Origin of the sequence: Streptococcus castoreus DSM 17536 (assembly GCF_000425025.1) — a bacterium.
Taxonomy (GTDB): Bacteria; Bacillota; Bacilli; order Lactobacillales; family Streptococcaceae; genus Streptococcus; species Streptococcus castoreus.
This window is the reverse complement of the sequence record NZ_AUKZ01000023.1, coordinates 17,458-30,276: the sequence shown is the minus strand read 5'-3', so window position 1 is coordinate 30,276 and position 12,819 is coordinate 17,458. Positions and strand designations below refer to the sequence as shown.

Below are 12,819 nucleotides of genomic sequence, written 5' to 3'. Positions count from 1 at the left end.
GGTATCATTTAATGGTAATCAGCTTTCGTAGGCAGATTAACTTTTTTATAACTAGGCCAACCTTCGGGTTGGTTTTTGTTGTATTTTCGCTAAAATAATGGTAATATTGGCTTAGCCATACCAATGGCTTTTCTCTATCGTCCTCTTGTTCCCATACAGGAGGGCTTTTTTGATATGTTTTATCAGACGAAGAGTTGCTGATGGAATTAGACAAATAAAAAAGACCTCGTCCAGAAGTCGGGGAATAGTCGGGGAACGGTGTGTAGATGTACTTATTTAAAGGCATTATGATATAGTGCTATTATGACAAATGAAACAGTAACAGAACTTATTCAGGCAGACAAGCACATGAGAGCTATTTTAACGGCTATTGAAGCGCTAAACTTAGCAGATGCTTGGCTAGCAGCAGGAACCGTTCGGAATTTTATTTGGAATCAGCTCGCCTATGGCACAGGATTTGATGTCGACACGGATATTGATGTGGTTTTTTATGACCTTGGTCTAGCTTATGAAGCAAGCCAAGCTATTGAAAAAAACTAAAAAAGGAACTCCCGGCCTATCGTTGGGAAGTTCGTAACCAAGTTTACATGCATCATCATAGCCCTAATACCCTTGCTTACCAATCAACTTGTGATGCTATTTCAAAATACCCCGAACGCTGTACTGCCATTGCCACAAGGCTAGTCGATGGACAGTTAGACCTTTTTGCTCCTTATGGCTTAGACGATATTTTGAGTTTTGAATGCCATCCAACGCCACATTTTTTAGCAGATGATGAGCGAATGGCGATTTATCGCCAACGCTTAGCTAAAAAAGATTGGCGGAAAAAGTGGCCTCAGATAACCTATTTCTTTGAGTAAATCAAATCGGGTTAGTGCTAATGCAAGTTGATGCCCTTATTTCTGTTTGCGCCTACTCCGTTAGTTTTTAAGGTTTTTGAGGAAAACTTAAAAGATTGAACACGGTGCCCTAATTTTGGAAGCTGAGTTTAAGTTGTCTAAGGTCTGTTATTTCTAGCAGAAATATTGCCTTCGCATATTCACCGTCTGAACATGTTTCAAGCATCACTCACTAAAAGATTTCTTAGAGCAAGAAGAAGCGATTCCTTGCTAAAGTGAAACGGTGATTCTCTATCAGCTAAAGGTCGAAAATTACCCTTAATTGTGATAAAATAGAGCCTAAGAAATTCAGGAGAAAATTATGTCAGATTTATTCGTTAAATTGATGGACCAGATTGAAATGCCGCTTGACATGAGACACACAAGTGCTTTTTTGGCTGCTGATATTATTGAAGTCAAGGTGCATTCGGTGTCACGCTTGTGGGAGTTTCATTTTTCCTTTGCGGAGATTTTACCCATTGCTAGTTACCGTGAACTGCATGAGCGTCTGACAAGAACTTTTGAAGCAGCCGACATTAAGGTGACATTTGAGATTAAAGCAGAGCAGGTTGATTACTCAGATGATCTGCTACAGGCTTACTATCAAGAGGCTTTTGAACATGCTCCTTGTAATGGCGCCAGTTTTAAATCATCTTTTTCAAATCTTAAGGTAACTTATGAGGATGGGACGTTGATGATTGCTGCACCACAGTTTGTCAACAATGATCACTTCAGAAAGAATCACCTACCCAATCTAGCTAAACAATTTGAAGCCTTTGGGTTCGGAGTCTTAACGATTGACATGGTTTCGGATCCGGAAATGACTGAGCATTTAACTAAGGATTTTGTGACGAGTCGTCAAGCTCTTGTGGAAAAAGCGGTTCAGGATAATTTAGAGGCGCAAAAATCACTAGAGGCGATGTTGCCACCAGCAGAAACGGCAGAACCTGCTCCAAAGTTCGATTACAAAGAACGTGTTGCCAAGCGCCAAGCGGGTTTTGAAAAAGCAACTATTACGCCGATGATTGAGATTGAAACAGAAGAAAATCGTATTGTCTTTGAAGGAATGGTCTTTGATGTGGAGCGAAAGACCACAAGGACTGGCCGTCACATTATTAACTTTAAAATGACAGATTACACCTCGTCTTTTGCCTTGCAAAAATGGGCAAAAGATAACGATGAATTGCGAAAATTTGACATGATTGCTAAAGGAGCTTGGCTGCGAGTACAAGGTAATATTGAAACCAATTCATTCACTAAAAGTTTGACGATGAATGTCCAGCAGGTCAAAGAAATTGTTCATCATGACAGAAAAGACCTCATGCCAGACGGGCAAAAACGTGTTGAGTTTCATGCTCATACTAATATGTCTACCATGGATGCCTTGCCAACCGTTGAAAGCTTGATTGACACCGCAGCAAAATGGGGTCATCAGGCAGTTGCAATAACAGATCATGCTAATGTGCAAAGCTTTCCACATGGTTATCATAGGGCCCGCAAGGCTGGGATAAAGGCGATTTTTGGATTAGAAGCCAATATAGTCGAGGATATGGTCCCCATCTCTTATCATCCGGTAGATAGAGATTTGCACGAAGCAACTTATGTGGTGTTTGACGTGGAAACCACAGGGCTTTCTGCCATGAACAACGATTTGATTCAGATTGCAGCTTCTAAGATGTTTAAGGGAAATATTGTGGAGCAGTTTGATGAATTTATTGATCCAGGTCACCCCTTGTCTGCTTTTACCACGGAATTGACGGGAATTACGGATAAACATTTGGTTGGTGCCAAGCCCTTAAGACAGGTTTTAGAAGAATTTCAAGCATTTTGCAAGGACAGTATCTTGGTGGCACACAATGCCAGTTTTGACGTTGGATTTATGAATGCCAATTATGAACGTTATCACTTACCAAAAATCACACAACCTGTCATTGATACCTTAGAATTTGCTAGAAATCTTTATCCAGAATACAGGCGCCATGGCTTAGGTCCCTTGACCAAGCGTTTCCAAGTTAGTTTAGAGCATCATCATATGGCAAATTATGACGCTGAAGCTACGGGTCGCTTGCTTTTCATTTTTTTAAAAGATGCCAGAGAAAAGCGAGGGATCACGAATTTATTGCAGCTAAACACTGATTTGGTTGCTGAAGATTCTTACAAAAAAGCCCGTATTAAACATGCCACCATCTATGTTCAGAATCAGATTGGTCTGAAAAATATTTTTAAACTGGTCACTCTTTCTAATGTTAAATACTTTGAAGGTGTTCCAAGAATTCCCCGAACGGTTTTGGATGCACATAGAGAAGGGTTGTTGCTAGGAACAGCTTGCTCTGAAGGAGAAGTTTTTGATGCTGTTTTGACTAAAGGAATTGATGCTGCGGCAAAGTTGGCAGGCTATTATGATTTTATCGAAATCATGCCACCGGCCATTTATGAGCCCCTGATTGCCCGTGAATTAATCAAAGATCAAGCAGGTGTTGAACAAGTCATCTGGGATCTGATAGAAGTGGGACAGCGTGCCAATAAGCCAGTTCTTGCCACAGGTAATGTTCACTACCTTGAACCTGAAGAAGAGATTTACCGCGAAATTATTGTCCGCAGTCTTGGTCAAGGTGCGATGATAAATAGGACGATTGGTCGTGGAGAGGATGCAAAACCAGCACCATTACCCAAGGCTCACTTTAGAACGACAAATGAAATGCTTGATGACTTTGCCTTTCTTGGGAAAGAATTGGCTTATCAAGTGGTTGTTCAAAATACCCAAGACATGGCAGATCGGATTGAAGAAGTAGAGGTGGTAAAGGGGGATCTTTATACACCCTATATTGACAAAGCTGAGGAGACCGTCGCTGAATTAACCTATCAAAAAGCCTTTGAAATTTATGGAAATCCTTTACCAGATATTATTGATTTACGAATTGAAAAAGAGTTGACCTCCATTTTGGGGAATGGCTTTGCGGTGATTTATTTGGCATCGCAAATGCTTGTTAATCGTTCAAATGAACGGGGATACCTTGTTGGTTCTCGGGGATCGGTAGGATCTAGTTTTGTGGCAACTATGATTGGGATTACCGAAGTTAACCCAATGCCACCACATTATATTTGTCCATCATGCCAACATTCTGAATTTATTACGGATGGTTCTGTAGGGTCTGGTTACGATTTGCCCAACAAGTCTTGTTCAAAATGTGGTACGCTTTATAAGAAAGATGGTCAAGATATTCCTTTTGAAACCTTCCTTGGTTTTGATGGAGACAAGGTACCCGATATTGACTTGAACTTCTCTGGAGATGATCAGCCAAGTGCTCATTTGGATGTCCGAGACATCTTTGGTGATGAATATGCCTTTCGAGCTGGAACCGTTGGTACCGTTGCCGAAAAAACAGCCTATGGGTTTGTCAAAGGGTATGAACGTGATTATGGTAAATTCTATCGTGATGCCGAGGTGGATCGTCTTGCAGCAGGGGCAGCAGGTGTCAAGCGAACAACTGGTCAACACCCTGGGGGGATTGTTGTTATTCCCAATTATATGGACGTTTACGATTTTACCCCCGTGCAATATCCAGCCGATGATGTAACGGCTTCTTGGCAGACAACCCACTTTAACTTCCATGATATTGATGAAAACGTCTTGAAACTTGATATTCTGGGGCATGATGACCCCACCATGATTCGTAAACTGCAAGACTTATCAGGCATAGATCCCATCAGTATTCCAGCCGATGATCCAGGGGTTATGGCCCTCTTTTCTGGAACAGAGGTCTTGGGAGTAACACCAGAACAAATCGGTACTCCAACTGGTATGCTAGGTATTCCAGAATTTGGGACCAACTTTGTTCGTGGCATGGTTAATGAAACTCACCCAACCACTTTTTCGGAACTTTTGCAGTTATCGGGATTATCCCATGGAACAGATGTTTGGCTTGGAAATGCACAAGATTTGATTAAAGAAGGAATTGCAACGTTGAAAACGGTCATTGGTTGTCGAGATGACATCATGGTTTATTTGATGCATGCGGGGTTGCAACCAAAGATGGCATTTACCATTATGGAGCGTGTGCGTAAAGGGTTATGGCTAAAAATTTCTGAAGAAGAGCGTAATCGTTACATTGATGCGATGCGGGAAAATAATGTGCCAGATTGGTACATTGAATCCTGTGGTAAAATCAAGTATATGTTTCCTAAAGCCCATGCGGCAGCTTATGTATTGATGGCCTTGCGAGTAGCTTACTTCAAGGTTCACCACCCTCTCATGTATTATTGTGCTTATTTTTCAATTCGTGCGAAAGCTTTTGAACTCAAAACGATGAGTGGAGGGTTGGCTGCTGTCAAAGCTCGGATGGAAGATATTGTCAATAAACGTAAAACTAATGAAGCGTCAAATGTTGAAAATGACCTTTTTACAACACTTGAGATTGTTAATGAAATGCTTGAGCGCGGTTTCAAGTTTGGGAAGCTTGACCTTTACAAGAGTGATGCGACAGAATTTCAAATGGAAGGAGATACTCTCATTCCACCATTTGTTGCTTTGGAAGGTTTGGGAGAAAACGTTGCTAAACAAATTGTCAAAGCACGTCAAGAAGGTGAATTCCTCTCTAAAATGGAATTACGCAGACGTGGCGGTGCTTCTGCAACACTGGTTGAAAAAATGGATGATATGGGAATTCTAGGCAATATGCCAGAGGATAATCAATTAAGCCTTTTTGACGATTTCTTCTAGAGTTTTTTACAATAAATCTTGCGATAAAATGAAAGGATGATGCCAATAAGGATTGAGCTGCCGAATCGAGAACGACTGATTCTTGGGTTGTTATCTCATTCCTTATTGTTATTAAAAAAAGGTCATATCCTAAGCGACTTATAACGGAGTAAGAAATGAGTAATTTAGATCAGAATAGTGCTTTAAAAGCTATGGTTGTTTTTCGTAAGGCACAACGTACTTTAGATGCTTTTGGATCGGAAGTTTTTAAAAGTGCTAACTTAACACCAACTCAGTTTAGTGTTTTGGAAGTTTTGTATTCAAAAGGCAGTATGAGAATTAATCATTTGATTGATTCTTTACTGGCAACATCAGGAAATATGACCGTTGTTTTACGTAATATGGAGCGAAATGGTTGGATTAACCGTCGTAAAGATGACAAGGACAAAAGGGCTTATGTTGTTGAATTGACAGATTGTGGAAAGGTTTTGATTGAAGATGTTCTCCCCAAGCACATCCAACGTGTTGAACAAGCTTTTTCGGTTTTTACTGAGGCAGAACAAAAGCAATTAATTATATTATTGAAACATTTTAAACGGTTATGAGCAAAATTCTTTACAGTTTGTTTAAAGCAAGATACAATAACTACATAGTAATATTATTTACTAATTAGTGATAAAAAGACAAATTGTCTATCATTGCTACATTAAATCTATCTTTAAGGGAGATTCTAAAATGAAAACCATTTTATTTATTGACGGCTCATTGCGCAAAGGGTCATTTAATCATCAGTTAGCAGAAGTTGCAAGACAAGCACTTGATGGAAAAGCTACTGTATCATATCTTGACTGGGCACAAGTGCCAATTTTTAATCAAGATATGGAGTCACATACACCAGAATCAGTTGTGAATGTTCGTGAAGCGATTCAAGCAGCAGATGCGGTATGGATTTTTTCACCGGTTTACAATTTTTCTATTCCAGGTTCTGTAAAAAATCTTCTTGACTGGTCTTCCCGTGCACTTGATTTGTCAGATCCATCCGGACCTTCTGCAATTGGTGGAAAAGTAGTCACCGTATCATCAGTTGCAAATGGTGGTCATGAACAAGTATTTGCTATCTACAAAGAGTTGTTGCCGTTCATTCGTACCACTGTGGTTGGAGAATTTACAAAAGCAACTGTTAATCCCGAAGCTTGGGCAACTGGAATTCTTGAGGTCTCTGAAGAAACCAAAGCACAATTACTTGCACAATCAGAAGCACTACTCGCTGCCATTCAGTAATTTATTAACGGGTTAAAGAAGTCATTCCCCAAAAAGATATGTTGTAGACAAATTACGCTCAGATTGGAGATGAAGTCCATTTTGGATAATTTTCCTTCAATCAAAAACTAAAAACTCCTAGAAATGCTGAATTAAAAACATTTCTGGGAGTTTTTTAATTATTTCATCGTAAGACAAACGGATACCATGTTTGCTATTGTCCTAAATGGGGGGCTGTTGCTCTTTATGAAACTATTTGAGAATCAACATGCCTTCATTAACATTGAACGGATCTGTGGCATTGATGCGGTCGTAAAACATGACTCCATTGATATGGTCAATTTCATGTTGCACCACAATAGCATTGAATCCTTTTAATTTAATATGATGCTTCTCGCCATTTTTATCAAAGTATTCAACCGTTACACGTGCATGACGAACCACATAGCCTTCAACCACACGATCAACGGATAGGCAGCCTTCTCCATTTGCGAGTGCAGCATCTTGAACAGAGTGTGACACAATTTTGGGATTGTAAAGGACTTCTTGCATGCTATAAGCCTCTTTTGGCGGATTGCCTTCTTGGTCAGGAAGATTTGGCACTAACACAGCGATGATGCGTTTTGACACATCAATTTGTGGAGCTGCCAATCCAACACCAGCTCGTAAGCCTAATTTTTCACTCATAGCAGGATCTTGGGAATGTTTTAAGAACTGCATCATTTTTTCACCGAGAAGAATATCTTCGTCACTTAGTGGCACGTCCACTTCTTCAGCAATAACTCTCAAGGTTGGGTTTCCCTCGCGAATAATATCATCCATAGTGATGAGATGACTTGGTTTAATTAATTTATCTTGTGTAGACATTTTTACTCCTTTATTTTAACTGGATTTAATATATCATAAAATGTTTCTTTTTGAAAGAAGTCATGACCAGTGTGCGACTTGATGATTTTAAATTACGTTTTTGGAACGAACTTTCTAAGATTAAACAGTGGTTGTTCTTGGGATTAATGCTATCTAAACATTGATACCAGCTACCGTAGATTTAGTTTTCTAAAACACTCTTGAAGCAGTATGTTTGGGATTGGTTCATCTTTTCTTCAAAAACGAAAAAAGTGTATTGTTAGATGCCTGGCTAATTAATGACACTTAAATGAAGCAATGCTTTTTGATTAAGGATACGATAGGTTTTGAAAGAAGTTCTTTCAATAAGCCCTTGTACGATAAGTTGATTGAGGACACGATGAAGATGTCGATAACTTGTGCCAAAACGATCAGCTAGTAGTGTTAAATTGAGGTGGCATTGATTATTGATTTGATTTTCTATGATATGAGATGCCAATCGTTCTTTAACCGTATAGGTAATGTTTGTGGTTGAAGTAATGTTTTGTTGGTAAAAATTTTGTGCCAATCCTCGACCAATATGATAAAGAAAAGAAGCATCAGAAAGTAAGCTTTTTTTATCTGTCAATGGGAGTTGGATGACATAAGCCTCATCGAGAACAATAACAGAAGTGACTGCCTTTTGCCTAGTCATGAATTCAATATCGCCAATAAGAATGGGTTTTGTATGTGTTTTTAAAATATGCTCTTTGCCGTTAAATAGGCGTCGAACAATCTTGATGCTACCTTGAACTAGATAATGGAGGGCTTTTAGGTCTTGATCCTGTAAACAGATAGCTTCCCCTTTCTTATAGTGGACTAGTTGTAATTGCTGATGATTAGCTTCTGGGAAAAAATCAGCCAAGCGACACTTGTTGAGATAGTATGTCAATAGGTTTGTATCTAAAATCGTATTCATAAGTATTTTATGACCTAGGTCCTATTTTTATTCTGTCCTTTTGAGTATACTGAAAGCAATGAAAATAATCAAGAAAAGAGAGCATTATCTAGATGAAATCGTTTGTCGAAAAAGTCAGCTTACTTAGTTTATCCTTGATGTTGGTATCACCGTTTGCTGTATCTCCAGCTTTACCGAAAATGATTACTTATTATCAAGCACGGGGTTATCAGGCACAGGCGGTAGAAAGTCTCTTTTCGTTATCGCCATTTGCTATTTTTACGGTAGTTTTAATGATGCCTTTACTGCATCGTTTTTTGTCGGAAAGGGTAATGATTATTTTAGGTCTCTTGCTTTTATCAGTGGGTGGCAGTTTTCCGGTTCTTAATCAAGCCTACCCTATTTTATGTTTCTCACGAATCCTACTGGGATTAGGAATTGGTTTGATTAACGCACATGCTATTAATATTATCAGTGAGCGATTTGTTGGCAAAGAACGTATTCGCATGCTAGGCTATAGGGCATCTTCAGAAGTGCTTGGCTCAGCCTTGTTAACTTTTTTAGCAGGCTATTTGGTATCTTTTGGTTGGGCTATGACCTATCTTATTTATGTGTTTGGTTTTCTTATCCTGGGGCTTTACATCTTGTTTGTACCGCCAGTAACAGCTAACCTAAAGAAAGAAGAGGTTAAGCAATCGTCAAAAAATCTATCTAGCAAATCATTGGGTTCTATCCTTGGCATGGCTCTCTATGCAGGTTTTGTGATTTTGGTTAGCACATCAAATACCTTGCGTATTCCCCAAGTGATTGATCAGATGAAAATAGGAAGTACTGGTCAGGCTAGTTTGATTTTGAGTCTGATGATGCTGATGGGGATCTTGGCAGGTATCAGTTTTGGTTCTCTTTTAATACTTTTTAAAGAACGATTGATGGTAGACGTTCTCCTAATCTTAGGATTAGGTATGCTGGTCCTTTGGCACGGAGATAATCTTTTTCTAGTGGCAATAGGTGCCCTATCGACAGGTTTTGTTTATAGCATTGGGGTTACTTATGCCTTTCATTCTATCTCAGAAAAGATACCGAGTCATCAACTGGCTCTGGCAACCACTCTTGTCTTATTAGGTTGTAACCTTGGCGGTGGTGGTGCTGCTTTGGTTTTGCAATTATTAGCACAATTTGATTCAGATTTAAGAACCCCTTACCTTATTTTTGCAGAAATAAGTCTTGCGGTGGCAGTCTTTCTTTATGGTCATTATTGGTTAACAAAAAGACACCAGTTACCAACTGATAATCACTAAAACAGTTATTAGAAATAGGCATCTTCTATTTCAACCCTTTATTAATGAGTAATGGTGTTATTGGTCATGACTTAGTGAAATTAATGAATAAAAGTTGACCTAGCTTTCTGAATTTGCTAGAATAGAATGGTCGAAAGACAGACCAACTTTTTCTTGGTTTTAGGAGTGCCAATCCTAGGACTCGGATTAAGCAAAAAAAGGAGACATTATTATGGCAATCTCAAAAGAGAAAAAAAATGAAATTATCGCTCAATATGCACGTCATGAAGGCGATACTGGTTCAGTAGAAGTTCAAGTTGCAGTTCTTACATGGGAAATCAACCACTTGAACAACCACATCAAAGAACATAAAAAAGACCATGCAACTTACCGCGGGTTGATGAAGAAAATCGGTCACCGTCGTAACTTGTTAGCTTACCTACGTCGTACAGATGTTAACCGTTACCGTGAGTTGATCCAATCTCTTGGACTTCGTCGTTAATTTTTTCACTAAAACCATTTGACATATCGTCAGCCGTCCTTTAGTAATCTCAAGGTTAATCAAAGGACGGTTTTTTATTTCAAGTGATTTGACCTAAAAATAGTGAGAGGCTGAGACAATAGTCTTTTCGACTCTTTGATTAAATGAAGAGGAGAAATTTTGAAGCCATGGCTTCTCGTTTTATGAGTTGTTTTTTGGGAGAAACTTTCTACGAAGGGTTCTCTTTTTTATTTTTTGTGTCCGACTGAGGAACTTGTTAAAATATATGAGTCCAATTGTGGTCAAAACTGACGAGAGACAATTGGACTCAATTTATCTTGAAAATGAAAACGCTTCATTTTATACTGAAAGCATAGGAGGAGATGACATGCTATCTCATGAGCTCATCAGAAAATATCAACTTTTTTCTAAATATAAGGGGCATTCGTTGGAGGAATTTGAATCTATTTTTAATAGTAATAAACGCCATATTTTGTCGGACATTGCTAAAATCAATGACAGTTTAGCGGTCTATCAACTTCCTCTTATTGTTCTGGACAGGCAGTTGGTCTATCCACCAGAACTTAATGAAAAGGACCTGTTAGATCGCATGTTGCCGACTTTGGAGGACTATCTTTTTCAAGATGAGCGTCCTAATATACTGATTATTTATCTCATGATGGCTCAAGAATTTATTTCCATCAACCATTTGGAGAGTTTGTTACGGCTAAGTCGAAATTCAGTCATTGCTGATTTGAAACTGGTGCGTGAGCGGGTACAACTGTTCAAGGTAACACTGTCTTACAATCGTCAGGATGGCTATTTTTTTGAAGGAGACCCTCTAGCCTTACGGCGTTTGTTAGAAACGACGGTTAGTTCTCTCTTGCAATTAGTATCAGGGCAATGGGTTTTTAGCTACTTGTTGCATGTGCTTGGTTTACCCGACCAGACAAGGGTAATGGCAGAAAGTCTGGAGGAGCTGAGCAGAGAGAATCGACTCAGTTTCATTTCAGAAAAGTTAAGGGATTTAATTTATTTTTTCTGCCTGTTAGCCTGTCAACCATTTTCCCATGAGTTAAGGAATGAAACAGTGGATGCTTTTCTGTTAAGTTCACCAGCTGTTGAAGCTATGGTTGATCAGTTATTAGCTACTTTTCCGAGCCTAACAAAGGAAAAATACTTGGTTATGTCTCGACTGCTAGGGTGTGTCCAAGGAGATTTAGAACTAGTCTTTCAGCAACCTATTTATGACATTATGGAGGAAATCGTTAATTCGGTGGCGGTTAATACAGGTTTGTCCATCACTGATACACCCGAACTTCGTCAGAATTTATACAGCCATCTCTTGCCCGCTTATTACCGTCTTTATTATGATATTGAGTTGATTAATCCCTTAAAGGAGCAAATCAAAAAAGATTACGAATCCCTCTTTTACTTGGTCAAGCGCAGTCTTTCTCCGCTAGAAAAACGATTGGGAAAGGTCATTAATGAGGATGAGATTGCTTATTTTACCATTCATTTTGGCAGGTGGTTACAGGCCCCTAAGAAAAGGCAGGGCAATCAGTTGGTGGCCTTGTCGGTTTGTCCGAATGGCATCAGTTCGTCCTTGATGTTGGAAGCAACATTGAAAGAGCTCTTTCCACAATTACAATTTATTACCGTTCACCAGTTGGACAAAATAAAGCTGCTGGATCCAGACTCATTTGATTTGATTTTTTCAACAGTAGCCTTTGACTGTGCCAAACCTGTCTATGTGACGCAGGCTCTGATGGGTTCGGCTGAGAAAATCATGTTAAAAAAGATGGTCTGTGATGATTTTAATCTTCCTCTGACAGAGCAGTTTGCCTTGGATGACTTATTGAGGATTGTTGATAAACACACTACCATCACTAATAAAGAAGGACTTGTTAGTGACTTGTCACGTTACCTGATTGGTAACCATTTAACGATTGAAAAAGGAGGTCTAGGACTATTGGACTTGTTAACCGCAGATTTTATTAGACAGGCTGATGCTGTTTCGGATTGGCAGGAAGCCATTCGTTTGGCTGCCCAGCCTTTACTAGAACACCAGATAATTGAGGGATCTTATATTGATGGTATGATTGACTCGGTCAATGAGCTTGGAGCTTATATTGTTTTGGCTCCCAAGGTAGCCGTTCCGCATGCGGCACCTGAAAAAGGAGCGCGACAGTTGGGGATGTCTCTCTTACAACTGAAAGAACCTGTCAGCTTTGACTTGAATCAAGAAGGTGATCCTGACAAGCAGGTGCAATTGATTTTTGTCTTGGCTGCCGTGGATTCTAGTTCACATTTGAAAGCTTTGCAGGAACTCTCGTTGGTTTTAGATGATGATGAGTATATTGAACAACTCATTCAGGCTAAAGATCCGGATAGCATGCTGGATTTTATCAGTCATATTATTGAAAAAGGAGATTAATCAC

At 39.3% G+C, this 12,819-nt stretch carries 8 protein-coding genes and 1 pseudogene; 7 read left to right on the top strand and 2 right to left on the bottom strand.

Translation table 11 applies throughout. The features are described from left to right. The first annotated feature begins 303 nt into the window (after positions 1–303). The 4 genes and pseudogenes from H346_RS09855 (at position 304) to H346_RS0106940 (ending at position 6,858) form a co-directional block, all read left to right on the top strand. Positions 304–860: pseudogene (locus H346_RS09855) on the top strand (nucleotidyltransferase family protein). A gap of 340 nt (positions 861–1,200) precedes the next feature. Continuing rightward, on the top strand, positions 1,201–5,598 hold the full coding sequence (locus tag H346_RS0106950) for a PolC-type DNA polymerase III (protein ID WP_027970447.1): 4,398 nt from the start codon (positions 1,201–1,203) through the stop codon (positions 5,596–5,598). A 155-nt stretch (positions 5,599–5,753) separates the two neighbouring features. Next, complete coding sequence (locus H346_RS0106945; RefSeq protein WP_027970446.1) at positions 5,754–6,182, top strand: MarR family winged helix-turn-helix transcriptional regulator; 429 nt, start codon at positions 5,754–5,756, stop codon at positions 6,180–6,182. Positions 6,183–6,312: 130 nt separating this feature from the next. After that, positions 6,313–6,858 (top strand): NADPH-dependent FMN reductase, encoded by a 546-nt coding sequence (locus H346_RS0106940; protein WP_027970445.1) that lies wholly within the window; start codon positions 6,313–6,315, stop codon positions 6,856–6,858. A 231-nt stretch (positions 6,859–7,089) separates the two neighbouring features. Here the strand turns inward: H346_RS0106940 and def are convergent, their stop codons facing one another. Beyond that, on the bottom strand, positions 7,090–7,704 hold the full coding sequence (gene def, locus H346_RS0106935) for a peptide deformylase (RefSeq protein WP_027970444.1): 615 nt from the start codon (positions 7,702–7,704) through the stop codon (positions 7,090–7,092). A gap of 271 nt (positions 7,705–7,975) precedes the next feature. Next, positions 7,976–8,641, bottom strand: a complete 666-nt coding sequence (locus H346_RS0106930; protein WP_027970443.1) for a cyclic nucleotide-binding domain-containing protein — start codon at positions 8,639–8,641, stop codon at positions 7,976–7,978. Between the two features lie 92 nt (positions 8,642–8,733). Between H346_RS0106930 and H346_RS0106925 the strand changes: the two genes are divergently transcribed. From H346_RS0106925 to H346_RS0106915, 3 genes are all read left to right on the top strand, one after another. After that, positions 8,734–9,918: an MFS transporter gene (locus tag H346_RS0106925; protein ID WP_027970442.1), complete on the top strand. Its 1,185-nt coding sequence runs from the start codon at positions 8,734–8,736 to the stop codon at positions 9,916–9,918. 211 nt (positions 9,919–10,129) lie between these two features. Further along, complete coding sequence (gene rpsO, locus H346_RS0106920; protein ID WP_003046456.1) at positions 10,130–10,399, top strand: 30S ribosomal protein S15; 270 nt, start codon at positions 10,130–10,132, stop codon at positions 10,397–10,399. A 367-nt stretch (positions 10,400–10,766) separates the two neighbouring features. Beyond that, positions 10,767–12,815 carry a BglG family transcription antiterminator gene (locus H346_RS0106915; protein WP_027970441.1) on the top strand — a complete coding sequence of 683 codons (2,049 nt, stop codon included), beginning with the start codon at positions 10,767–10,769 and terminating at the stop codon, positions 12,813–12,815. Positions 12,816–12,819 lie beyond the last annotated feature (4 nt).

What these genes read in the sequence shown, in the direction of transcription:
- H346_RS0106950 (WP_027970447.1), top strand. Translation starts at nt 1,201, where the DNA reads ATGTCAGATTTATTCGTTAAATTGATGGACCAGATTGAAATGCCGCTT.
- H346_RS0106945 (WP_027970446.1), top strand. Translation starts at nt 5,754, where the DNA reads ATGAGTAATTTAGATCAGAATAGTGCTTTAAAAGCTATGGTTGTTTTT.
- H346_RS0106940 (WP_027970445.1), top strand. Translation starts at nt 6,313, where the DNA reads ATGAAAACCATTTTATTTATTGACGGCTCATTGCGCAAAGGGTCATTT.
- def (WP_027970444.1), bottom strand. Translation starts at nt 7,704, where the DNA reads ATGTCTACACAAGATAAATTAATTAAACCAAGTCATCTCATCACTATG.
- H346_RS0106930 (WP_027970443.1), bottom strand. Translation starts at nt 8,641, where the DNA reads ATGAATACGATTTTAGATACAAACCTATTGACATACTATCTCAACAAG.
- H346_RS0106925 (WP_027970442.1), top strand. Translation starts at nt 8,734, where the DNA reads ATGAAATCGTTTGTCGAAAAAGTCAGCTTACTTAGTTTATCCTTGATG.
- rpsO (WP_003046456.1), top strand. Translation starts at nt 10,130, where the DNA reads ATGGCAATCTCAAAAGAGAAAAAAAATGAAATTATCGCTCAATATGCA.
- H346_RS0106915 (WP_027970441.1), top strand. Translation starts at nt 10,767, where the DNA reads ATGCTATCTCATGAGCTCATCAGAAAATATCAACTTTTTTCTAAATAT.